This is a genomic window from Ohtaekwangia kribbensis (assembly GCF_042676245.1).
Classification (GTDB): Bacteria; Bacteroidota; Bacteroidia; order Cytophagales; family Cyclobacteriaceae; genus Ohtaekwangia; species Ohtaekwangia kribbensis.
The window spans coordinates 181,110-201,400 of the sequence record NZ_JBHTKA010000002.1 but is presented as its reverse complement, the minus strand read 5'-3'; the positions used below and the strand labels follow the sequence as shown (position 1 = coordinate 201,400).

Annotated in this window: 22 protein-coding genes; 15 read left to right on the top strand and 7 right to left on the bottom strand. The window is 44.7% G+C overall.

Annotated features, from left to right (window positions below; all coding sequences use genetic code 11):
• Positions 1–68 precede the first annotated feature (68 nt).
• Positions 69–536: a hypothetical protein gene (locus tag ACFQ21_RS10360; RefSeq protein WP_377578645.1), complete on the bottom strand. Its 468-nt coding sequence runs from the start codon at positions 534–536 to the stop codon at positions 69–71.
• 96 nt (positions 537–632) lie between these two features.
• A complete protein-coding gene (locus ACFQ21_RS10355; RefSeq protein WP_377578643.1) occupies positions 633–3,002 on the bottom strand; it encodes an ABC transporter permease in 2,370 nt (789 codons plus the stop codon).
• Positions 3,003–3,225: 223 nt separating this feature from the next.
• Here ACFQ21_RS10355 and ACFQ21_RS10350 point away from each other — a divergent pair, with 223 nt between their 5' ends.
• Positions 3,226–3,534 carry a GNAT family N-acetyltransferase gene (locus ACFQ21_RS10350; RefSeq protein ID WP_377578641.1) on the top strand — a complete coding sequence of 103 codons (309 nt, stop codon included), beginning with the start codon at positions 3,226–3,228 and terminating at the stop codon, positions 3,532–3,534.
• A gap of 46 nt (positions 3,535–3,580) precedes the next feature.
• Here ACFQ21_RS10350 and ACFQ21_RS10345 read toward each other — a convergent pair whose 3' ends face one another.
• Together ACFQ21_RS10345 and ACFQ21_RS10340 are read right to left on the bottom strand one after the other, a co-directional pair.
• Positions 3,581–3,946 carry a DUF1987 domain-containing protein gene (locus tag ACFQ21_RS10345; protein ID WP_377578639.1) on the bottom strand — a complete coding sequence of 122 codons (366 nt, stop codon included), beginning with the start codon at positions 3,944–3,946 and terminating at the stop codon, positions 3,581–3,583.
• Positions 3,947–4,560: 614 nt separating this feature from the next.
• Entirely contained in the window at positions 4,561–4,845 is a 285-nt protein-coding gene (locus ACFQ21_RS10340; protein ID WP_377578637.1) for a hypothetical protein, read from the bottom strand.
• A 134-nt stretch (positions 4,846–4,979) separates the two neighbouring features.
• Here ACFQ21_RS10340 and ACFQ21_RS10335 point away from each other — a divergent pair, with 134 nt between their 5' ends.
• The 3 genes from ACFQ21_RS10335 to ACFQ21_RS10325 all read left to right on the top strand — a co-directional run bounded on the left by ACFQ21_RS10335 (position 4,980) and on the right by ACFQ21_RS10325 (position 6,803).
• Positions 4,980–5,840, top strand: coding sequence for a DUF4261 domain-containing protein (locus ACFQ21_RS10335; protein WP_377578635.1), 861 nt, complete (start codon positions 4,980–4,982; stop codon positions 5,838–5,840).
• A gap of 84 nt (positions 5,841–5,924) precedes the next feature.
• Positions 5,925–6,161 carry a PLD nuclease N-terminal domain-containing protein gene (locus ACFQ21_RS10330; RefSeq protein WP_377578633.1) on the top strand — a complete coding sequence of 79 codons (237 nt, stop codon included), beginning with the start codon at positions 5,925–5,927 and terminating at the stop codon, positions 6,159–6,161.
• Positions 6,162–6,224: 63 nt separating this feature from the next.
• On the top strand, positions 6,225–6,803 hold the full coding sequence (locus ACFQ21_RS10325) for a cupin (protein ID WP_377578631.1): 579 nt from the start codon (positions 6,225–6,227) through the stop codon (positions 6,801–6,803).
• A gap of 53 nt (positions 6,804–6,856) precedes the next feature.
• Here the strand turns inward: ACFQ21_RS10325 and ACFQ21_RS10320 are convergent, their stop codons facing one another.
• Both ACFQ21_RS10320 and ACFQ21_RS10315 read right to left on the bottom strand, forming a co-directional pair.
• The gene (locus tag ACFQ21_RS10320; protein ID WP_377578629.1) at positions 6,857–8,122 is read right to left on the bottom strand and encodes an MFS transporter; all 1,266 of its coding nucleotides are present in this window, start codon (positions 8,120–8,122) and stop codon (positions 6,857–6,859) included.
• Between the two features lie 203 nt (positions 8,123–8,325).
• A complete protein-coding gene (locus tag ACFQ21_RS10315) occupies positions 8,326–8,688 on the bottom strand; it encodes a hypothetical protein (RefSeq protein ID WP_377578627.1) in 363 nt (120 codons plus the stop codon).
• Positions 8,689–8,970: 282 nt separating this feature from the next.
• Between ACFQ21_RS10315 and ACFQ21_RS10310 the strand changes: the two genes are divergently transcribed.
• The 9 genes from ACFQ21_RS10310 to ACFQ21_RS10270 all read left to right on the top strand — a co-directional run bounded on the left by ACFQ21_RS10310 (position 8,971) and on the right by ACFQ21_RS10270 (position 17,587).
• On the top strand, positions 8,971–10,392 hold the full coding sequence (locus tag ACFQ21_RS10310; RefSeq protein WP_377578625.1) for a glycoside hydrolase family 125 protein: 1,422 nt from the start codon (positions 8,971–8,973) through the stop codon (positions 10,390–10,392).
• A gap of 106 nt (positions 10,393–10,498) precedes the next feature.
• The gene (locus ACFQ21_RS10305) at positions 10,499–11,185 is read left to right on the top strand and encodes a hypothetical protein (RefSeq protein WP_377578623.1); all 687 of its coding nucleotides are present in this window, start codon (positions 10,499–10,501) and stop codon (positions 11,183–11,185) included.
• Between the two features lie 84 nt (positions 11,186–11,269).
• Positions 11,270–11,476 carry a hypothetical protein gene (locus ACFQ21_RS10300; RefSeq protein ID WP_377578621.1) on the top strand — a complete coding sequence of 69 codons (207 nt, stop codon included), beginning with the start codon at positions 11,270–11,272 and terminating at the stop codon, positions 11,474–11,476.
• 42 nt (positions 11,477–11,518) lie between these two features.
• Entirely contained in the window at positions 11,519–12,145 is a 627-nt protein-coding gene (locus ACFQ21_RS10295) for a class I SAM-dependent methyltransferase (protein ID WP_377578619.1), read from the top strand.
• Positions 12,146–12,917: 772 nt separating this feature from the next.
• Positions 12,918–13,361, top strand: a complete 444-nt coding sequence (locus ACFQ21_RS10290) for an RpiB/LacA/LacB family sugar-phosphate isomerase (protein ID WP_377578617.1) — start codon at positions 12,918–12,920, stop codon at positions 13,359–13,361.
• Between the two features lie 65 nt (positions 13,362–13,426).
• The gene (gene gndA, locus ACFQ21_RS10285; RefSeq protein WP_377578615.1) at positions 13,427–14,842 is read left to right on the top strand and encodes an NADP-dependent phosphogluconate dehydrogenase; all 1,416 of its coding nucleotides are present in this window, start codon (positions 13,427–13,429) and stop codon (positions 14,840–14,842) included.
• A 44-nt stretch (positions 14,843–14,886) separates the two neighbouring features.
• Complete coding sequence (zwf, locus tag ACFQ21_RS10280; protein ID WP_377578613.1) at positions 14,887–16,416, top strand: glucose-6-phosphate dehydrogenase; 1,530 nt, start codon at positions 14,887–14,889, stop codon at positions 16,414–16,416.
• Complete coding sequence (gene pgl / locus ACFQ21_RS10275) at positions 16,416–17,138, top strand: 6-phosphogluconolactonase (protein WP_377578611.1); 723 nt, start codon at positions 16,416–16,418, stop codon at positions 17,136–17,138. The genes zwf and pgl overlap by 1 nt, the downstream gene beginning before the upstream one ends.
• A gap of 41 nt (positions 17,139–17,179) precedes the next feature.
• Positions 17,180–17,587 carry a VOC family protein gene (locus ACFQ21_RS10270; protein ID WP_377578609.1) on the top strand — a complete coding sequence of 136 codons (408 nt, stop codon included), beginning with the start codon at positions 17,180–17,182 and terminating at the stop codon, positions 17,585–17,587.
• 119 nt (positions 17,588–17,706) lie between these two features.
• On the opposite strand, the gene ACFQ21_RS10265 is transcribed toward ACFQ21_RS10270, so the two are convergent.
• Positions 17,707–19,074, bottom strand: a complete 1,368-nt coding sequence (locus tag ACFQ21_RS10265; protein WP_377578607.1) for an MFS transporter — start codon at positions 19,072–19,074, stop codon at positions 17,707–17,709.
• A gap of 128 nt (positions 19,075–19,202) precedes the next feature.
• Between ACFQ21_RS10265 and ACFQ21_RS10260 the strand changes: the two genes are divergently transcribed.
• Positions 19,203–19,688, top strand: coding sequence for an Lrp/AsnC family transcriptional regulator (locus ACFQ21_RS10260; RefSeq protein ID WP_377578605.1), 486 nt, complete (start codon positions 19,203–19,205; stop codon positions 19,686–19,688).
• Positions 19,689–19,756: 68 nt separating this feature from the next.
• Positions 19,757–20,278 (top strand): hypothetical protein, encoded by a 522-nt coding sequence (locus ACFQ21_RS10255; protein ID WP_377578603.1) that lies wholly within the window; start codon positions 19,757–19,759, stop codon positions 20,276–20,278.
• The last annotated feature ends 13 nt before the right edge of the window (positions 20,279–20,291 follow it).

Here is a 20,291-nt window from a genome sequence, read left to right as displayed (position 1 = left end):
GAAGTTCATACGAGAACAAGGAAAGAAGGTTTCACTTACCAGAAAGAAGCTTCGGGCAGCTTTCGATATTATCGATTCAACGTTACGAAATCTGAGAAGCGACTTAATATATAGTCCCAGCCATGCTCTGCGTTCATGGCGCGTACATATTCTTCGGCACCATGTCCATGCTTTTCAAAGTTACTGTGCTGCAGGATGAAGGTAGTGGAGCCGTGAACGTCTTCCCTGAATTGTATCAACACATCGCTTGCTTTATCCGGATCGGGTACGGGCACCCGTTGTGGACTGATCTGCCATTTCAGTAACAGCATGTTGTCCCGCTCAATTTTTATGATCGTAGCCCAGTCGCACCGAAAGCCGTTGGGACCAGTCTCGGAACATAATCCGTTTTCACGGGCATCGAGTTTGATCTCGTCAAGTTTGTCCTGCGACCAGGTATATTCTTTGGGCCACCACTCGTTGAAGCGGTCAACAAACAAAGTATATACCCTGTTCTTTCCGAGGGGTAAGTGAAGCGTCTTGGTGATTTCCTGCATACAGGTGCTCATGTTTACACGTACTCATGTTTACACGTACTATAGCAAAACAATCGTGCCTGTATAGTAGTTCTTTTGTTACGTCTCACAAACGCATTATTCGTATTTCAGGGTATCAACCGGGTTGATTAATGCAGCTTTTATAGAATGAAAGCTTACCGTGATCAAGGCAATGCCAAATGCCAATGCAACCGGGGCCAGGTATAGCCACAGCGGCAACTGTGCCTTGTAAGCAAATCCTTCAATCCATTTACCCATGATATACCAAGAACCTGGAATCGCGATCAATACAGATGTGAGAATGAGCCGTGCAAACTTTTTGTTTAGCATCGACACTACATGCGTAGTAGATGCCCCCAGAACTTTGCGTATACCAATTTCCTTGGTGCGTTGTTCTGCTGTATAAGCCGACAGTCCATATAAGCCGAGACATGATATAAAGATGGCCAGTGCTGTAAAGAAACCGATAGCTTTACCCAATACTTTTTCTTTCTGCAAGATCTGTCCGAAGTTTTCATCGAGGAAATGATATTGCATTACTTCGCCGGGAGCGAATTGCTTCCAGGCAGTCTCAGCTTTCTTCAGGAAACCGCTGGCATTACCTTTCAGGCGAAAGCCCATTTGCAAATATTCATTACCCGGACGAATTATCGCTGGCGCTATAGATGCACGCAAGGATTCCCAATGAAAATCGCGCACCACACCAATGACTGTTAACTCTTTATTAATAACAGCACCGATCGGATTTTCAAGTCCGAGTTCTGCTACGGCTGCTTCATTGAGAATGATAGCGGCAGAGTCAGAAGCATTTTCGTGATCGAAATCTCTGCCCTGTATCAATTGAAAATGCATCAGGTCGAGATAGTGTGCGTCTGCATAATACGTGTTCAGGGTAATAGCATCCGGCATCGTGGGAGTCTGATAGGTGGCGTATGATATAACCGCTTTGGTGCCGGGCTCTCCGCTGTGCAGACTTACCGCGGTAACTTCAGCTTGTTGCGAAAGTATATTTTTAAAAGCTTCGGTGCTGGAACCAAGCTTGGGTATCTGGTCGATGGTAACAACACTTTGCTGGTTAAAGCCCAGATCTTTTGTCTGCATGAAATCCATCTGTCTCATTACTACTGCTGCGCAGATCATTAGTCCCATGGAAACGGAGAATTGGACAATTACCAGTATATTTCGAAAACCACCGCTGCTGCCGGATACATTTCCTTTCAACACCCTTACCGGTTTAAACGAAGTAAGGTAGAGCGCAGGATATATACCCGAAAGTATACCTACCAGCAAAGCAAAGGCAAATACCAATAGTATATTCCAGTAATTGAACAGCAGTGTATTCAGCAAGGTTTCCCCGGTAATAAATCGGAATACATCCAGTGATATTTGTGCCAGCGCCAGCGATAGGAGTGTCGCTACGGTTGTCATGACGATTGACTCCAGCAGAAATTGTGTTATCAGTTTATTACGCGTAGAGCCAACTACTTTGCGTATGCCAACTTCTTTGGCGCGCCTCGCAGCACGCGCGGTGGTAAGGTTCACAAAATTTACAGAGGCAAGAACGAGAATGAAAACCGAGATCGCTCCAAATATATAGAGGTTGGCTTCATTCCCGGTAGGAGAAATTTCATAGTTGAGTTTGGACTGCAGGTGTACATCGGTTAATGCATGAACGTAAAACTTCACAGCATTCGGATGTTCCTTATAGGCTTCGAAAGATATATTCTCGGGCACACCCATGGCTTGCGGATATACCTGTTTCTCTAACAAGCGGTCGAGTGCTTTTTCGAGGTCCTGCTGACGTTGATTTTCTTTCAGCAATATATAGTTATACATAGAGGCTGACGGCCAGTTAAACTGGTGCGTGAGCATATTTTCGTTCGAGGCCCATATCGATGCCTTTAGTTGTGAGCTTCGTTTATCATCTTTTACAAGACCGGTAACCGTAAATGTTTTTTTATCCTTGCCCAGTACAATTGCTTTACCCATGGGGTCACCATCCTGAAAATATTTCTGAGCAACACTTTCGGTGATTACGACACTGGCCGGATGCCGAAGTGCCTGACGCGGATCGCCCTGGATAAACTCATACGAGAAGACCGTAAAGAACGCGGAGTCGGTATAGTATACCAGGTCATAGAAAGACTGATCGTTTCGGGTGATCAGCTCATCGTTGCTGCGGGCTACACGTGTAAAGGATTCTATCCCTTCATATTCTTTCGGAAGAAATTCTCCCAGAGCTTCTGGTCCAACGGCAAACCCGCCCATGTTAAAGAACGACACACCCACTTTGTAAATACGATCTGCATTGGTATAGTGACGATCGTAACTCCACTCACCGTAGATATACATGAAGATAACAAGGCTGCACGCAATGCCTATCGCGAAGCCGATGATGTTGATGAGCGAGTAGGAGAGTTGGCGCTGAAGATTGCGTATAGCAATGAGCAGATAGTTTTGTAACATTACGCAGTGGTTTTGGTTCCGTGTGTCTGACCGGTACGCGACAAGAAGAATGCCATAGGAAAAATACTGATTTTTCAGTTCAAAATAGGACTATAGCCGTGATTCTCCTGATTCGCACATGAACAATAAAGTCCGCCAACGGACGGTTCAGGCAATGCGCAACGGCAAGGCTATACCGAACGGACTATGAACTACTAAACTGACGAAAAGGAAATCTAAACGTATGCATACAATACAACTGCAGTTAAATGACCAGGGACGCGGTTCATTTTTTATTAAAGAAGGTGAGGAGCAGCTCGCTGAAATGGTGATCAGTATACATAAAGGAAACCTCACCGTGTTCCACACCGAAGTGTCGGATAAACTTCGCGGGCAAGGTGTTGCCGGTCAACTGCTAAAGAACATGGTGCAGTACGCGCGCGATCATAAATTGAAAGTAATTGCACTCTGTCCGTACGTACATGCGGAGTTTGAGCGGCATCCTGATCAATATGCCGACATCTGGAATAAAGACTGGCATCACACGAAGTAGAACTTGCTTCGTACTTTCTTTTGTGTGATGCTTGCCTATATATCGGTTAGTGTATGGTTTTGAATTCGAAGGGAATATTTACCTGCTCGGCATATTCTTTACCGGCATCATCAATGCTTTCATCGTCTTCGTAAAAGTACCAGAGTATCTTTACACCCTTTACATCCTTCAGGGCCATCATCATATCGAGTATGAGTTTGGAAGATGCTGTATTGAAATACTCGAGTTTAAAAGCAAAATCAGTTGCAGGGTTAGGCTCCTGTGAATATTCATGAATCCAATCCAGCACAGGGGAATAAAATTCAACTGCATCTTCAGGTAGTGACCTGCCGGATATTTCGAAAACCTGATCACTCTTGTTCAACGTCACGCGGGGCGTATCCTGTGTCTCTTCCAGGAATAAATTTTTCATAGCCTGCATTCCTTTCTTAATTTTCGTTTCTATCACTTTTCAACTTCCCGGAAAATGTACAAAATGTTTGCTAATCGGAAAGGCAGTTTAGGATCAACGTCAAAGAGCAAACGTTAAACTTCTGATGGTGACGATATTTTTATTTGAACATTTTTTATGAAGTGCAAACACAGAATTGCAATGCTACCGGAAAAATCGGGGTGCGAAAAATAAGGTATATATCGCTGTACAGATGTTGCAACCTGCACGAGAGTTTTTTTGGGAAATAGGTGTACACCTTCTGCTTTTGCTGCGCAGTATGGATTATGAAGTTATAGGCTTTCATTGCGATCCGCACGAAACCATGCAAATGAAATAGTTATACCTCCGTAAACAGATACACCGTATCAGGTTCGTATTCAACACAAGGAGGAAATATAGCCTGAAACAACAGGTTGAAAGGCAATACGGCACTACATCCCGGCAGCGTTAACCGAAGGGAAGAATCAAATACTCACATTACATGTTAAAGAATATCTACCAGTATTATAGGTTATGGATAACCCTATACAAACATCGTCTCACCCAACGGGCTGCGGAGTGTCGTGTATATACTACATGTAAAGCGGTAAGGCTTAATGAATTAATATAGGGCCACGCTTGGATTTACGTGCTGACTTTTTGCTAGTTTTTTTGGCGCCCGATGGCTTTACTGCTTTCTTTACAGTAGCCACCCTGTTGCGCAACGATAATCCTGCACGGAAAGTAATTTTTCGTAAAGCGGCCAGTGAACGTCCCACAGCTTTCGCGATGTCGGCAGTAGGTGTATGCTCCTTAATCAGTCTCTTGATAGTTGCCAGCTCTTTCGATGTTACTTTCTGACCATGATTTTCGGCAACTGTTTTTCTGGATTTACTCATGCTTCTGCTAATATTTAGTCAGTATTAAATGATTTTGAAAGTTAGGTAATAACTGATTATACTTTGGTAACTTTTCGACCATTATCAAGGGGCGATGTAAGAATTACTACAAGGTTCCATTAAATCAATATAGTATGCCACTGTTCAACTGGGGTAAAAAAAAGAATATAGCAGAAGAGAAGGCGATGATTGCCAACGAGATGCAGATGCTTATGGTAAAGCTTTTGTTTGATAAAGAACCCGTATGGCAAGATGCTATACTTGAACAGGAGCTTGTGAGAAATTTTCCATTATTTTCGTCAACTGACATTTCGGGTAAAGATAGCGACCGGTCGCGTCAGTATTTTTTTCGAAACTATATGGTGCACTATACCGAGGGAGACCTTCCTGCCCAGGGCACTATATTTAAACCAGAGAAACCTTTTAGTCAGGATACACTCACCCACGCATATCGCCAGGCGTGGCATTGGCATGCCGCACAAGAGGTAGGCGCTACATGTACCCACGAGCTGATGGTAACAGACCTGATGGCACTTCCATTACCGTATCGCGACCGCGTTATTTACTTCCAGAAGTTTCTTTCCGCAGTAGTGAAAGCGATGAAACCCCAGGCGCTATATTTCACATCCAGCGATAAACTCATTGATCCTGCAGAATACCTGAAGCAAATCGAGGAGCATGGTTTCGAAAATCTATATGCCTTGCTTAATGTACGCCTATATAATGTAACGGGAAGCGGAATGCTGATGGATAGCATTGGTATGCATGCGTTGGGATTACCGGATTTTCAAATTCAGTTCTCGGAGAAAGACCCCGGGCAGATTGCCGGTCTGCTATATTCTTATGCCCAGTATATATATGATTATGGCTCGGTTATCGAAGATGGCAATACGGTTGAGGGCATTGAGCAAGGCTCGCGCTGGAAGTGTATTTACAGCGGTGCGGCCGTTGACCCGAAGCGTTCGGTGATCGATGTGAAGCCCTCTGCGACATAATATAGGTTAATTGGTAGAATAAGCCGGTGTTTAATTTCAGCAGGTATCTGCGGAACATTACCTTTATATTATAACCTAATACCTATGGAAGAGAACGTTTTGTTGTATTTGGGAGGCATTGGTGCTTCGGAGATTTTACCATTATCTATATTCATGGTATTGCCCGGAATACTTTGGTTGTGGGCGATTATCGACCTGGTAAAAAGAGACTTCAGCGACAGTGCTACTAAAATTATCTGGGCACTTGTCATCATCTTTATTCCGTTTGTTGGTTCGATATTGTATTTGGTCGTGGGCCGCAGTAAAGCGGTAGGATCGTAATGGCAGGATATTTATTTTAAGAGATTGTCCTGCAGCGCATCGTGGTGTAAAACTATACATGCTATGAACAGGAACGAATTTTTATCACTTGCTGCTATATCCCTTCTGGGTGTAAAGGGCAAAGCTATGGCAGCACACATTGTACAACCTGAATTACTACATTTTACCGATGACGGTTCTATACCCAACAGCCGGTACCCGTTAATCGTATACAGAAATGCTTTTGCTGAGCGTGATAAAAACGGGGCGCGCTGGCTCGAAGATACGTTTGCAGCTAACAACTGGACTAACTCCTGGCGCAACGGGGTGTTTTCTTATCATCACTATCACAGCATCACACACGAGGTACTGGGTATATATAGCGGCTCGGCCCTGTTACACCTGGGCGGTGAAAAAGGACAAAAGGTAAATGTACAGGTGGGTGACATTCTTATTATCCCGGCCGGTGTAGGTCACAAGAACCTTGGTGATAAAGATAATTTCGGTGTAGTAGGTGCTTACCCAGACGGGCGTGATTACGATATAAAACGTGGCGCTCCGGACGATCGTCCACAGGCAATTCGAAATATAGCAGCGGTACCGTTGCCATCGCTCGATCCGATCTATGGAAAAGATAAAGGATTGAGTTTACATTGGAAGTAAAGTCTGCTACCGTGAAAGTATATGTACGTTACCCTGGCTATATATACAACCCGCTACGTTGTCTCAATTGATCTTTCCTCAAGCTGTTCCAGTTTCATTCGGTGTCGGCGTTTCAGTAAGTCTCTGCGAAGGAATGGAAAGAATATCAACGCGATCAGCAACGTTGCCAATCCTTCAATCAATATAGTATTGGGAGCACCTACATAGTGCGAGAGCGTACCGATCAGCAAACCTCCAATCGGCTGCATGCCAAAAAAGGCCATGGCATAATAACTCAGCACACGTCCGCGCATGGCGGGCGTTACCGTTGTCTGGATCAAGGTATTGCTAATGGTAGTCTGCGACATCATACCAAAACCTGTTACCGCTATAACAAACAAGGCAATGGGCAAACTGGTAAGATGCGAGAACACGATCAATCCCAAACCAAAAACAAGCGTGTTAAAGAATAATACTTTCTTCAGGTTTGATCCGGCCTTGAGCGATGCCAGGTAAAAAGCTCCGCTTACAGCACCGAGTCCTATAAAACTATTCAGGTATCCGAACACAGAAGCTTCTCCGTTGAAGATCTCTTTTGCATATATAGGCAGTAGGGTAATATAGGGCAGCGCCACCAGGCTCATGCAGGCGAGCATCATCATCACCATGCTGATAGAAGGTGTATTTTTCAGATAGCCGAAACCTTCCTTTAAATCGGTAATAGCGTTGCTGGTATGTTCGCGCGGTTTATAAGGCGGAAGCTTCATAAACAGCAGCGATGTGAGCACTGCTATAAAACTTAGACCGTTAATCAGAAAACATATAGCGGCTCCATATTGCTGCAACACTAACCCGGCTATAGCAGGACCAATGAGTCGTGCCGTGTGTACCATGGAGGAGTTCAGCGCTATAGCATTCGGTAAATGTTCCTTGTTGTCTACCATGTCATATACCAGTGCTTGTCGTGCCGGTACATCAAATGCGTTGATGATGCCGAGCAGCACACTCAGGGTAAGGATGTGCCACACGTCATAACTGTCCAGTAGCACGAGTGTTGTGAGCAGTACTGCTTGTATCAGCGAAGCGATTTGGGTTAGCAGCAATACGTGGTAACGATTATAGCGGTCGGCAATTACACCTCCGGCAATCGAGAACAGGAAGGACGGGAACTGCGCAGCGAAGACAGCAACCCCGAGCATAAAGGAAGACTGCGTCATTTCGTAGATCAGCCAGTATACCGAAGTGCGCTGCATCCAGGTACCGATCAGCGATACAGACTGTCCCGCAAAGTATAAACGGTAGTTCCAACTCTGAAATGCTTTAAGGAAAGTAATCTTCATACTTCGTTCATGCTCGGCTGATTTTCTATTCGGGTATGGCGAGATGGCAAACTTATTCTTTTTTCAGGTAGTGATTGAGTCCGTCCAAGTAATTATTGAATATAGGTTGAAGGAGAAACAAGATCTATAAAAAGAAAGCTGAATTGTATACGAGAGACAATTCAGCTTTACAATGTTATATGTGTTATATGATAGTGCAATCTTTATTCCGGAGATTTACCTACGCCCGGACCTTTTGCATTGATGGAGCGTCCGTTCTTGTCGAAAAAGAAATTCTGTACATCACTGCCGGTTGAAATGCGCACCCAATAACCATCTTTATTTTTACTTTCATATACCTTGCCGGTTTCCCAGCCAGCGTATTCATTGTTCTGTAAAGTTTTGCGCAGCGACTCCGGTATATCAGCTGTTTGAATAAGTGTATAGTCCTGCTGCTTGAATTGATTGCTGGGCTGCTGTCGTCTTTCGGATGATGAATTTTGTGAACGTGTGCTGTCGTTTGACTGTGCATGAACCGCCATGCTTATGAAAAACATGCCGATTAAAAATGATGTTATTTTTTTCATGGCTTTTTTAATGCTATGCACGGATAAAATTATGCCGGCAGAAGCAGCGCGATAAACTTTGGAACATGAGGAAGCATGTGGACAATATTCTTTCATTGCAGTGTGCGCATCACACAAGGTAAGATGTGCGTTCGCACGAAGGCACGAATATCCATTCGCGTAAAAACGGAGCGTGCAACTTTGTTTTTCTTACAGTGATATTCTATTTTGCCCCGGCTCAACGAGGTTGATTGATTTTCGTGAATGAGCATCCATCATAACAACACTGAAATACCTATAGAAATGAACAGACTAGAATTTTTGCAACGTGCCGGATTGGTGAGCGCAGGTTTAATGATAAACGTGCCATCGGTTATGGCAGATGAGCAGTCAAAGTATATTTCAAAACGTCCCACAGTCGGAGAGCGTCACTTTTCAAGCAAGTCTGTGGAAGGTGCCATTAAAGAATTCAAAACAAAAGTAAAGGACGAAGAACTCGGCTGGTTGTTTGAAAACTGTTTCCCGAATACATTGGACACCACCGTATTCGTAAAATCGAAAGGCACGAATCCGGATACCTATATTATCACCGGAGATATAGATGCGATGTGGCTTCGCGACAGTACAGCACAGATATGGCCGTACTTGCCGTTCATGAAGTCAGATGCGGAACTGCAGAACCTGATTGCCGGTGTTATCCATCGTCAGACACAATGCATTTTGAAAGATCCGTATGCTAACGCATTCTATGACGACAATGCAAAAGTAAGTGAGTGGAAAGATGATATCACGGCCATGCAGCCGGGTATACATGAACGCAAGTGGGAGATCGATTCATTGTGTTACCCGATCCGACTCGCGTATCACTATTGGACAATGACCAAAGACACAACACCGTTTGGTGCCGCGTGGAAGTCAGGTATACAGGCTACGTTGAAAGTGTTCAAAGAGCAGCAACGTAAAAACGGTCCTGGCCCCTATACCTTCCAGCGTACAACAGCATGGGCAACTGATGGTGTGCCATTGGCAGGGTATGGATATCCTGTGAAGCCGGTTGGACTGATCTGTTCAATGTTCCGCCCAAGCGATGATGCTACTATATTTCCATTCCTGATACCGTCCAATTTCTTTGCAGTAGTAAGTTTGAAGCAGGCATCTGAAATGATACTCGCTATCTCGAAAGACAAAGCATTGTCAGATGAGTTGGCACAGCTTGGACAGGAGGTATCCGATGCGTTGCAGAAATATAGCATTGTAGAACATGCCACCTATGGCAAGATATATGCGTTCGAAGTGAACGGTATGGGAAGCTATAATCTGATGGACGATGCCAATATACCGAGCCTTCTTTCATTACCATATTTGGGCGCCGTAAAAGCGGATGATCCTATATATCAGAACACGCGCAAGTTCCTCTTTTCAGACGACAATCCTTTCTTCTTTAAAGGAAAGGCTGCATCGGGTATAGGAGGACCACATGCCGGTATCGATATGATCTGGCCATTGAGTATAATCATGAAAGGTCTTACCAGCACAAACGACCAGGAGATTAAAGATTGTCTTCATACGCTGAAAGCCACACATGGTGGTACAGGCTTCATGCACGAATCGTTTCACAAAGATGATCCGCAGAAATTTACGCGCAAGTGGTTTGCATGGGCAAACACGATCTTCGGTGAATTTGTATGGACAGTCTATAAACAGAAGCCGCACCTGCTGGCCTGATAACACGCAATTCATCATTCAAAGCTGCATTGTTAAATTAATGCAGCTTTTTATTTACTAATTAAATTAGTTTTTATACGTTTGTATATCTAAAATAATTAGAGGTATGAGAACGGTAAAAACATTCAACGGAGTACGGAAAATAGAGGATTGGGACATGAACCTGGTGCCTCTGCAAGTGCGTGAGATTTTGCAGGATGCACGTAAAAGTCTCATCGCAAGGTTGCTGGCAGAGAAAGGTCTGGAAGAATATATCCAGCACCGTTTCAATGCGAAAGTATCGCCACAGAAAGCGTTGCAGATTAAAAGTAAACTGATTGAACTGCAACATGCCGGTATAAATCTGGAGCGTTATCGTTCTGCATTTCAGCAGGTTCTTGAAAAGGAAAACAGTCATATAGATTCGGCTATATTCTTTGCCGAGATTGATCAGTATATACAATTGTGTTTGAGTGAAGTACAGCTTGAGTTCGATCCGCTGGAAACATACCGCATCGATCACATCAACCTCGTACAAAATACCCGGCAGATGCTTATCAGTAAAATTCTCACCGAGGTTGGTTTGAAAAACTTTGTTAAAGGTCAGTACTATGAAGAACTGAACGAGCGCGACAAGATGCATTACATTATTGATGAGCTTCGCGATTACTTCTTTACCAAGCGCACAGATTACGGACAGATGCTTCACTTCATTGAAGTTAACCACCTGGATGTGATCGAGGGAAGCAAGCAACTCTTCAAGCGGGAAGTGATTGAGATTCTCGATAAACACTTTGAACCGTTGAAAGACTAGTGCCCGTCAAAGCATAATCGCGCTTGTGTACTTTTGGAAAGTATAAATATACCCGGTAGTTTTATTCTGTAAACAGGTAGGGTTATGACGGATGCTAAAGGAAAAGGAAAGGGTACAGAGAAAGATCAGGAAGCAAAACCATTCGAAGAGAATCTGGAGTCCCTACAGCACGAAGAACTTTCAGGCTTGCCGGATGAGGATGACAATTCACTTGAATATAGCGATACGGATGAAGATGAAGACGAAGGAGTAGGGGATGGAAATGTAGGAAGAGGTTTATCGGATAAGTAAGTATACCAGGTAGCATAAAGCTGAGGCCAAAAGATTAACGCTATGAATGTACAGCAAGCTTACAACGCGTGGGCATCACAATACGATACCAATCAAAACAAGACGCGTGATCTGGAAGCGAAATCGCTTCGGAAAACGCTTCACGCGATTGACGTTGACCGCTGCCTCGAAATAGGTTGTGGCACAGGAAAGAATACACGATGGCTGACTGAAAAAGCAAAACACATTACCGCCGTTTATCTTTCGGAAGAGATGCTTGCCAAAGCGAAGGCAAAGGTACAAACCGATCGCGTAACCTTCCGGCAAGCCGATATTACAACGGAGTGGGTATTTGCAGAAGGCGTGTACAACCTGGTAGTGTTCAGCCTGGTGCTGGAGCATATCGAGCACCTGGAGCCAATCTTCGAAAAAGCGGCACGTGTACTACAGTCCGGGGGGTACCTGTATATAGGCGAACTCCATCCCTTTAAACAATACTCCGGATCGAAGGCTAGGTTTGATACCGAAGCGGGTACACATATAGTTCCGTGCTTCAATCACCATGTATCTGATTTTATTCAGGCCGCTCGTACTCATGGACTTACCGTTTCCAGTTTCGATGAATACTTCGATGACGATGACCGGAATTCCATACCGCGCATCCTGACCATACTTTTCCGGAAGAACTGATGGATCATTCATTCGCGTATTTCAAGCGAGTATGTATAGTTCGGTAGATACTACAGAATAAATTGGATCAATATTGAGTACGTCATCAGCAAAATGAGTCAACTGCATCACAACGATATAGTTATATACAAGAAGGATGGCAGGATATGGCTGTTCGATCGTTACGACAGGAAACGAGCGTCACGTCATTCTCCACAAGTATATGCCGTGATCAGGCGCGAAGGGAGGATACTCGATCGTGTGGAACCATCAGATCTGATCAAGTGCTTGCCTAAACAAAGTAATCATCATGTCGGCCGAGCCATATTTCCAATAGAATTCGCCCCTCCTGCAAGAAACCCGCTTGCTAAACTTCTTTATCTATAGTCGTCATTTCAAGCGAGCCATTCTTCCCTGGAAATGTACTTTACCCGCGAGAAACCCCAAGGCTTTCCTTCAAAGCACAGCAACGTATGAAATATATACTTACGTGATGCTCACATTGCTTCAACGCAGGACTTTCTCGCAGTGAGTAAGGCACATGAACTCAAAGCCCACGCTCGAAGTGAGGTTATAGACACCACCACGCACGTGTCATATTCACATTTTTTCTTGTCTGATTTGGAAATATAGCGTGTTGTGCAGGGTATCAGTCGTATTGCAAATAGTTCCAATACTACGTACCAAAGCGGCTATATTTTTACAAAAATTCCAACTATAATGATGGAATCCAAACCTTTGCTTAATTTAAAACCCGCAATATTTGTGACTCCAAACCAATGACAAACTCAAAATGAAAATAGGCATCGCTGCGGACCACGGAGGTTTTGCACTAAAGGAAGTGATTAAAAAATTTCTGCAGGCGCAACAACATGAGGTCAAAGACTTTGGCGCCACCGAGCGTGATGACACCGATGATTATCCGGACTTTGTTATTCCTCTGGCGAAGTCAGTTGCTACCGGTGAAGTAGAGCGTGGTATAGCAGTGTGTGGCAGTGGTGTAGGAGCATCCATCGCTGTAAATAAAGTACCCGGAGTTCGGGCGGCATTGATACACGATCACTTCTCGGCACACCAGGGTGTTGAAGACGATGATATGAACCTGCTATGCCTGGGTGGCCGCGTTACCGGCGATGAAATGGCGAAAGAACTTGTAAACACTTTTCTGAAAGCTAAATTTACCGCTGCCGAGCGCCATCAGCGCAGGCTTAACAAAGTAAAGCAACTGGAGAAGTAGCGAACTGAACTGTATAAATCATACGTATATAAATCTGTATCACATAATATTTTATTTCTATAACAATGCAAGATAATTCTTATCTCTTGGGCATGGTCGGTCTTGGCACCATGGGCCGCAATCTTCTTTTGAACATGGCAGACCACGGATTTAAAGTGGCTGGTTACGATAAAGATCCTGTCAAAGTATCCATGCTGGGTAAAGAAGCTGTAAAAGGTGATGTAAAGGGATTTACATCGTTGAAAGAGTTTGTTGATAACCTGCAGAAGCCACGCGCGGTAATGCTGCTGGTACCGGCCGGAAAAATTGTTGATAGCGCTATAGCGGAGATCGCCCCGTTGCTGGATGCCGGTGACCTGATTATTGACGGAGGTAACTCACACTTTACAGATACAAATCGCCGGGCAGAAGAACTGAAGAGCAAAGGACTTCACTTTTTCGGAATGGGCGTTTCAGGTGGTGAAGAAGGTGCACGCAAAGGTCCGAGTATGATGCCGGGTGGTAATCCGGATGCCTATAAAGTTGTTCAACCTATATTTGAAGCTATCGCTGCAAAAGTAAAAGGCGATCCTTGCGTTACGTATATAGGTCCCGGGTCAGCCGGTCACTTTGTAAAGATGGTACACAACGGTATCGAGTATGGCTTGATGCAGCTTCTCGCAGAAACGTACGAAGTAATGCAAAAAGGACTCGAACTGCCAGGCGATAAAATTCATTCAACATTCCGTCAGTGGAACGAAGGTAGATTGCAGTCATTTCTCGTGGAGATCACGCGCGATATATTTGCATTCAAAGAACCAGGTGCTGATCACCTGTTACTGAATGATATCAAAGACGAAGCACGCTCAAAAGGAACCGGCAAATGGACATCGCAGGTAGCGATGGATTTACAATTGCCGATCCCAACGATCGATACAGCGGTATCCATGCGCGACTTGTCAAAGTATAAAAAGCTGCGTACTGATGCATCAGCACTTTATAAAAGTGGTTCACTGAAGCTGAATGTTGACGAGGCACAGTTCATTCAATCACTTGAGCAGGCACTATATTTCAGCACCGTCATTGCTTATGCACAAGGTATGCACTTGTTATCGCAGGCTTCTGCGGAGTATGGCTATAACCTGAAGATGGACGAGATCGCGCTGATCTGGCGTGGTGGCTGTATCATCCGTTCCACATTCCTGGAAGATATATACCAGGCGTACAAGAAAAGTACAACCTTGCCACACTTGTTGCTGGATGCAGGTATAGCCCAGAAAGTAAACGGAGCTTTGGCGGGTATGCGTACCGTTGTATCAGCAGCAACCGCTGCCGGCATAGCGATACCAGCGTACACAGCATCGCTGAGTTACTTTGATGCATTCCGCAGCGAGCGCATGCCATTGAACCTGATTCAGGCACAACGCGATTACTTCGGTGCGCACACCTACGAGCTCATTGGCAAAGAGGGGGTATTCCATACTCAATGGTTCGCCAAATAAACGCTTAACACCTATATATACAGTACAACACCAACGTATCGTTAATGAGCGCAACAACAGATTCTATCAAGGCACAGCCCGCTATATTTTTCATCTTCGGTGGCACCGGTGATCTTACCTCGCGTAAACTCGTGCCGGCTCTCTACAATCTTTTTGTAGATGGCTGGATGCCGAGTCACTTTTCCATTGTGGCCATGGGACGCACCGCGTTTACCGATGATCAATTCCGCGAAGTATTATTGAAGGATATAAACCAGTTCTCGAGAAGCGGAAAGCCGCAGCCTGAAAAATGGAATGCTTTCGTTCAGCATGTGTTCTTCCAGGTATCCGATATCAACGATACCAAAACGTATGAGGAACAATCGAGACGTATAGCAGCTTTTCGTGAAGAGGCCGGTACGGATCCAAACGTGATTTACTACCTCGCGGTAGCGCCACGTTTCTTTAGCACGATTGCTGAAAATATAGCGAAGCATAAACTGGCCGAAGACACGACACGATCACGCATCGTGATTGAAAAACCGTTCGGACATGATCTCGAGTCTGCGCGTAAACTCAATCAATTATTGGGAAGTGTATTCTCCGAGCAACAGATATACCGCATCGATCATTACTTAGGCAAGGAGACTGTACAAAATATTATGGCTTTTCGATTTGCCAACTCAGTCTTTGAACCGCTGTGGAATCGGAACTATATCGACCACGTGCAGATCTCGGTAACCGAACAGCTCGGTATGGGTAGTCGTGGTGGTTATTACGATGATGCAGGAGCTTTGCGTGATATGATCCAGAATCATATACTTCAATTGCTTTGCCTCGTAGCGATGGAACCACCGGTAAGTTTTGAAGCCGATAAAGTACGCGATTGTAAAGTAGACGTTTTGCATTCGATGCGTAAATTCAGTCCGGAAGACATTAAGAAGAATGCTGTTCGCGGTCAGTATAACAAGGGCTGGATTGAAGGTAAAGAAGTGCTGGGCTACCGCGAGGAGCAAGGCGTAAATCCAAACTCAAATACAGAAACATTTGCAGCGATAAAATTCTTTGTCGACAACTGGCGCTGGCATGGTGTTCCGTTTTACCTGCGCACGGGTAAACGCATGCATCAGTCATCATCCGTTATCACCATTCAGTTCAAAGATGTGCCGCACATGATATTCCCGTCTGAAGCCATTGAAGGATGGCAGCAAAACCGTTTGATCATCAGTATACAGCCGGAGATGAGTGTTCGTTTGCAGGTTCAGGCCAAACGTCCGGGACTCGATATGACGCTGAATCCGGTGGATATGATATTCGATTACAACGGTACCTATACCGGCGATACCCCGGAAGCATACGAAACATTGTTACTGGACACCATGCTGGGAGATCAGACACTCTTTATGCGTGGCGACCAGGTAGAAGCTGCCTGGGATCTACTCATGCCTATATTGAATGCATGGGGTGGAAAGAAAAGTCTCAGCTTTCCAAATTACTCTGCCGATTCATGGGGACCGGAAACTGCTGAAGCATTAATCGCGCAGGATGGTTTCCATTGGTTTACTCTTCCGCTAAAGAACGATCGAAAGAAATAATGAAGCATATATATACCGATGCAGATACACTGTTAACTGCACTCGCTGATTTTGTTGTAACCAAGGCAAACGAAGCGATTCAGCAACAGGGAAGATTTTCATTTGTGCTCTCGGGCGGAAGTTCTCCTAAAAAGCTGTTTGAGTTGCTGGCGTCTGATCGATATCGAAAGCAAATCGACTGGACTAAAGTATTCTTCTTCTTTGGAGACGAACGCTATGTCCCGGCTGATCATCCAGATAGTAATTTTCTGATGGCAAAGAAAGCGCTCTTCGATGCATTACAAATCTCTCCCGGACAAATCTTCCGTATGAAAACAGAGCTCGTTCCGGAAGAAGCTGCCTTGGATTATGAGAAAGATCTGCAAGGCTATTTTGTTAATAGTCTTGTACGATTTGATCTTGTGTTACTAGGACTCGGGGATGATGCACACACGGCATCTCTCTTTCCACATACCAGTGTATTGCAGGAGAAGGATTCGCTGGTAAAGGCGCTATATATCGATAAAGTAAAAATGAATCGCATAACGCTTACAGCTCCCTGCATTAATCAGGCTGCAACCATTGCATTCCTGGTATATGGGCCATCGAAAGCTGAAGCTGTTCAGCATGTGCTGGAGGGAGGGCAGAATATACAGGAATATCCTGCGCAACTGATCCGTCCAAACGGAGGTTCCTTACACTGGTTCCTCGATGAAGCCGCTGCCGGCCGGATACGCAAATAACATTTATACTATATCTGTAACCCTCAATATATAGTTTAAGCATGCAACCCAAAATAAATGTAATATCATTACCCGTCAGTGATCTGCAACGATCACTGACTTTTTATCGCGATGGTCTTGGCTTGCCCACACCGGGCATCAATGAAGGCATCATCGCGATTGAGTTAGACGGAGGACTTTCTTTATTCCTGATCGAACGAAATCAATTCGCATCGTTCTCTACATTGGCACAGGCGGAGCCCCACCTGTCTCATAGTTCGGTAGAATGTATACTTTCCTGCGCTGTTGATAGCAAGGAAGAAGTTGATTCTATATTAGAGGGAGCGTTGAATACAGGCGGATCTATACCCAGTCCTGCAAAAGAAGAAGCGTGGGGATATACCGGCTACTTTAAAGATCCTGACGGGCACCTTTGGGAGATCGTTTGTCCGAAGAATCGGGCGGATTAGTGTTGGCCTCGTTAAGGGTTATCAGTTATCATTTAATCGTTAATCCAGGTTGCATGTGACGGAAATCTCTTCGGCGAACTTTGTGGTCTCCTTTGTGGGGTCTGTGCAATTGGGTTTCATCACGCTGCTATAGCTACAGCACGCTTATTCAAAAGTAAATACATCACACCCGCAGCGGCAAACAACGTGAGGCATATAGCCGGGAGTATATTTATAGACCCTTCACTTACACTGAGTTCGAGAAAGGGCCCGAGAATCGAAAGCCCCAAACCACCACCAAAGAAATAAGCCGTAGTTGCCACACTGGATGCCAGCCCATGATGTTGCTGCGGTATACCATGCATCGCCATAACGGTAAGACTTGTGTAGGTCACAGCAATGCCAATGCCCGTAACACACGCTACCGAAAGCAGCAGAATAATCAGCGGATAGCCTGTCGTCAGAACAACAATCAATAATATACCTCCGAGCAACATCGTACTCATTCCCAATAGCGATGATTGCTGAACAGGCATCTTGCGAACGAGCACCGGTATCAGGAATTTTCCCACCATCACCGAAAGTATACTGAAAGGTAAAAGCAATAGCCCGGCCGTTGCGGTGTCATACTGCATATTCTGCTGAAGCACGAGTGACAGTATAAAAAGATAACTGGTAAAGAAAGCCCCCAGAAAAACAGACGCTATATTTCCCTGCAAGGGGAGGGCAGAACGAAAGATTGAAAAGTCGATCAGCGGATCTTTACGTTTTTGATTCCGGGAGATGAAGATATACATCGCTGCAATAATGCACAGCAGCATGGCGGTCATCATAACCGGATAGTCACCAAAATGCATCAGTTCATGTACGAAGTAGGAGAGTAGCATAATACCCAGTGTGAGTATTACGGCCGAAAATATATCAGCACGATTCTTTTGCTGCACACGTGCATCTGCCGGTATATAGATGTATCCTATACACAAGGTAATTGCGATCACTGGCACGTTAATAAAAAATACACCTTGCCATCCGCTATACGTAGCAATAATTCCTCCGACAGAAAGCCCCGTACCGGAACCAATTGCCGCAAACGCGCTGAATATACCAATGGCTTTGCTGCGCGCAGGACCTTCTTCAAAAGTGTGCGTGATGATAGAGAGTGCAGACGGCATAACAAAGGCAGCGCCAATACCTTGCACCAGTCGGAACATCATAAGTTGCTCAAAGGTAAATGACAGCGCAGCTCCCAGCGATGTGGTCAAAAACAGCGCGGCTCCAATCATAAAGATTTTCTTTCGGCCGGCAAGATCAGCGAGTTTACCACCAACAATCATAAAGCCACCATACGAAAGTATATATACTGTCTGAAGCCATTGCACCGTGCTGTTGTCCAAACCAAAATCAGCACGTACAAGCGGCATGGCAAGATTGATGATCGCTATATCGAGCGCTTCAAATAAAACGGCTGTACATGCCACCAGGAGGATTATTTTCTTACGACTGTCCATAATTCCGATGTTCGGTCAAAATTAATATAACAGAACAGACCTTCCGAGGATTGTGGTATTTTCAGGATATTCCTATTGTTTTTATTAATTTTAAAGAACAGAATGCTTGACGATCACTCTCCAGAAATATGAAAAAAGAACAAGACACTACAGACGAGGTTAAACTGGATGCAACGGATATACAGATACTACGGTTGCTACAGGAAGATGCCAAGCTTACGGTGCGCGACATAGCATCGCGTGTACACCTGAGCGCGACACCAATCCACGAGCGCATCAAGCGACTCGAGAACAGCGGTGTGATCCGTCAATATGTAGCGCTGCTGAACAACGAACTCGTGAATAAAGGTATCATGGTTATCTGCTACGTTTCGCTGAACGTTCACAACAAAAAGACTGGTAAAGAGTTTATCGAAGCCGTTACAAAATTTCCGGAAGTAATTGAATGCTATAACGTATCAGGCGAATTTGATTTCATGCTCAAGATTGTTGCCAGCAGCATGAAAAGCTACCGCGACTTTTACGTCAACGAACTCAGTGGCGTAAAAGGCATTGGCCAATTCAAAAGCATTTTTGTAATGGATATTTTAAAGCAGACGCATCAGATACTGTAAAATTAGACCTTGCGAGGGGTTACAATGTGTGTGTTGACGCTTATGAAGAATACTATCTTAATCAAAAAATGAAGTATAAAGTGGGTATAGATGCTGTAGATCACAGCCAAATGGTCTCTCGTAAAATACTAATTATTACCGCCTTGTTATTCATTGTTAATTCGAATGTTCTGGCGCAAGAGATTTGGACGGTTGGCCCTATGCTGCATGCGAACTTTGGGCGTGGAAAGCCAACCGTGTCTTTCGCCATAGAGGGAGCATACTGGAATGTCTCCCAATTCCCTCACAGTGTCGATTTCGGAATTGAATTCGATCGAAGAAAAACAACAAGATTTTACTCAGAGCTGCAAACCGGCATTGGTGTCGCGGGTATTTCTGTGGGCCCGGTATTACAGGTTGGTGGAGGCGATGGCGCGAAACTTGGGCTTCAGGGTACGGCTTGGATCAATTACTACTTAGGTTTAGATTATAGGATGCGCTTTTTCCGTGGCCAAAAACATCAGAGTGCCGGCCTCTATGCAAAACTTCCAGTAGCAACAACTGGCCTTGACGATGGTGATGGCGGTGACTCCTGGGGTGATTGGGATTAACTTGGTTGATGCG

Coding starts and splice junctions, on each gene's coding strand:
- ACFQ21_RS10360 (WP_377578645.1), bottom strand. CDS start 536: ATGCAGGAAATCACCAAGACGCTTCACTTACCCCTCGGAAAGAACAGG.
- ACFQ21_RS10355 (WP_377578643.1), bottom strand. CDS start 3,002: ATGTTACAAAACTATCTGCTCATTGCTATACGCAATCTTCAGCGCCAA.
- ACFQ21_RS10350 (WP_377578641.1), top strand. CDS start 3,226: ATGCATACAATACAACTGCAGTTAAATGACCAGGGACGCGGTTCATTT.
- ACFQ21_RS10345 (WP_377578639.1), bottom strand. CDS start 3,946: ATGAAAAATTTATTCCTGGAAGAGACACAGGATACGCCCCGCGTGACG.
- ACFQ21_RS10340 (WP_377578637.1), bottom strand. CDS start 4,845: ATGAGTAAATCCAGAAAAACAGTTGCCGAAAATCATGGTCAGAAAGTA.
- ACFQ21_RS10335 (WP_377578635.1), top strand. CDS start 4,980: ATGCCACTGTTCAACTGGGGTAAAAAAAAGAATATAGCAGAAGAGAAG.
- ACFQ21_RS10330 (WP_377578633.1), top strand. CDS start 5,925: ATGGAAGAGAACGTTTTGTTGTATTTGGGAGGCATTGGTGCTTCGGAG.
- ACFQ21_RS10325 (WP_377578631.1), top strand. CDS start 6,225: ATGAACAGGAACGAATTTTTATCACTTGCTGCTATATCCCTTCTGGGT.
- ACFQ21_RS10320 (WP_377578629.1), bottom strand. CDS start 8,122: ATGAAGATTACTTTCCTTAAAGCATTTCAGAGTTGGAACTACCGTTTA.
- ACFQ21_RS10315 (WP_377578627.1), bottom strand. CDS start 8,688: ATGAAAAAAATAACATCATTTTTAATCGGCATGTTTTTCATAAGCATG.
- ACFQ21_RS10310 (WP_377578625.1), top strand. CDS start 8,971: ATGAACAGACTAGAATTTTTGCAACGTGCCGGATTGGTGAGCGCAGGT.
- ACFQ21_RS10305 (WP_377578623.1), top strand. CDS start 10,499: ATGAGAACGGTAAAAACATTCAACGGAGTACGGAAAATAGAGGATTGG.
- ACFQ21_RS10300 (WP_377578621.1), top strand. CDS start 11,270: ATGACGGATGCTAAAGGAAAAGGAAAGGGTACAGAGAAAGATCAGGAA.
- ACFQ21_RS10295 (WP_377578619.1), top strand. CDS start 11,519: ATGAATGTACAGCAAGCTTACAACGCGTGGGCATCACAATACGATACC.
- ACFQ21_RS10290 (WP_377578617.1), top strand. CDS start 12,918: ATGAAAATAGGCATCGCTGCGGACCACGGAGGTTTTGCACTAAAGGAA.
- gndA (WP_377578615.1), top strand. CDS start 13,427: ATGCAAGATAATTCTTATCTCTTGGGCATGGTCGGTCTTGGCACCATG.
- zwf (WP_377578613.1), top strand. CDS start 14,887: ATGAGCGCAACAACAGATTCTATCAAGGCACAGCCCGCTATATTTTTC.
- pgl (WP_377578611.1), top strand. CDS start 16,416: ATGAAGCATATATATACCGATGCAGATACACTGTTAACTGCACTCGCT.
- ACFQ21_RS10270 (WP_377578609.1), top strand. CDS start 17,180: ATGCAACCCAAAATAAATGTAATATCATTACCCGTCAGTGATCTGCAA.
- ACFQ21_RS10265 (WP_377578607.1), bottom strand. CDS start 19,074: ATGGACAGTCGTAAGAAAATAATCCTCCTGGTGGCATGTACAGCCGTT.
- ACFQ21_RS10260 (WP_377578605.1), top strand. CDS start 19,203: ATGAAAAAAGAACAAGACACTACAGACGAGGTTAAACTGGATGCAACG.
- ACFQ21_RS10255 (WP_377578603.1), top strand. CDS start 19,757: ATGAAGTATAAAGTGGGTATAGATGCTGTAGATCACAGCCAAATGGTC.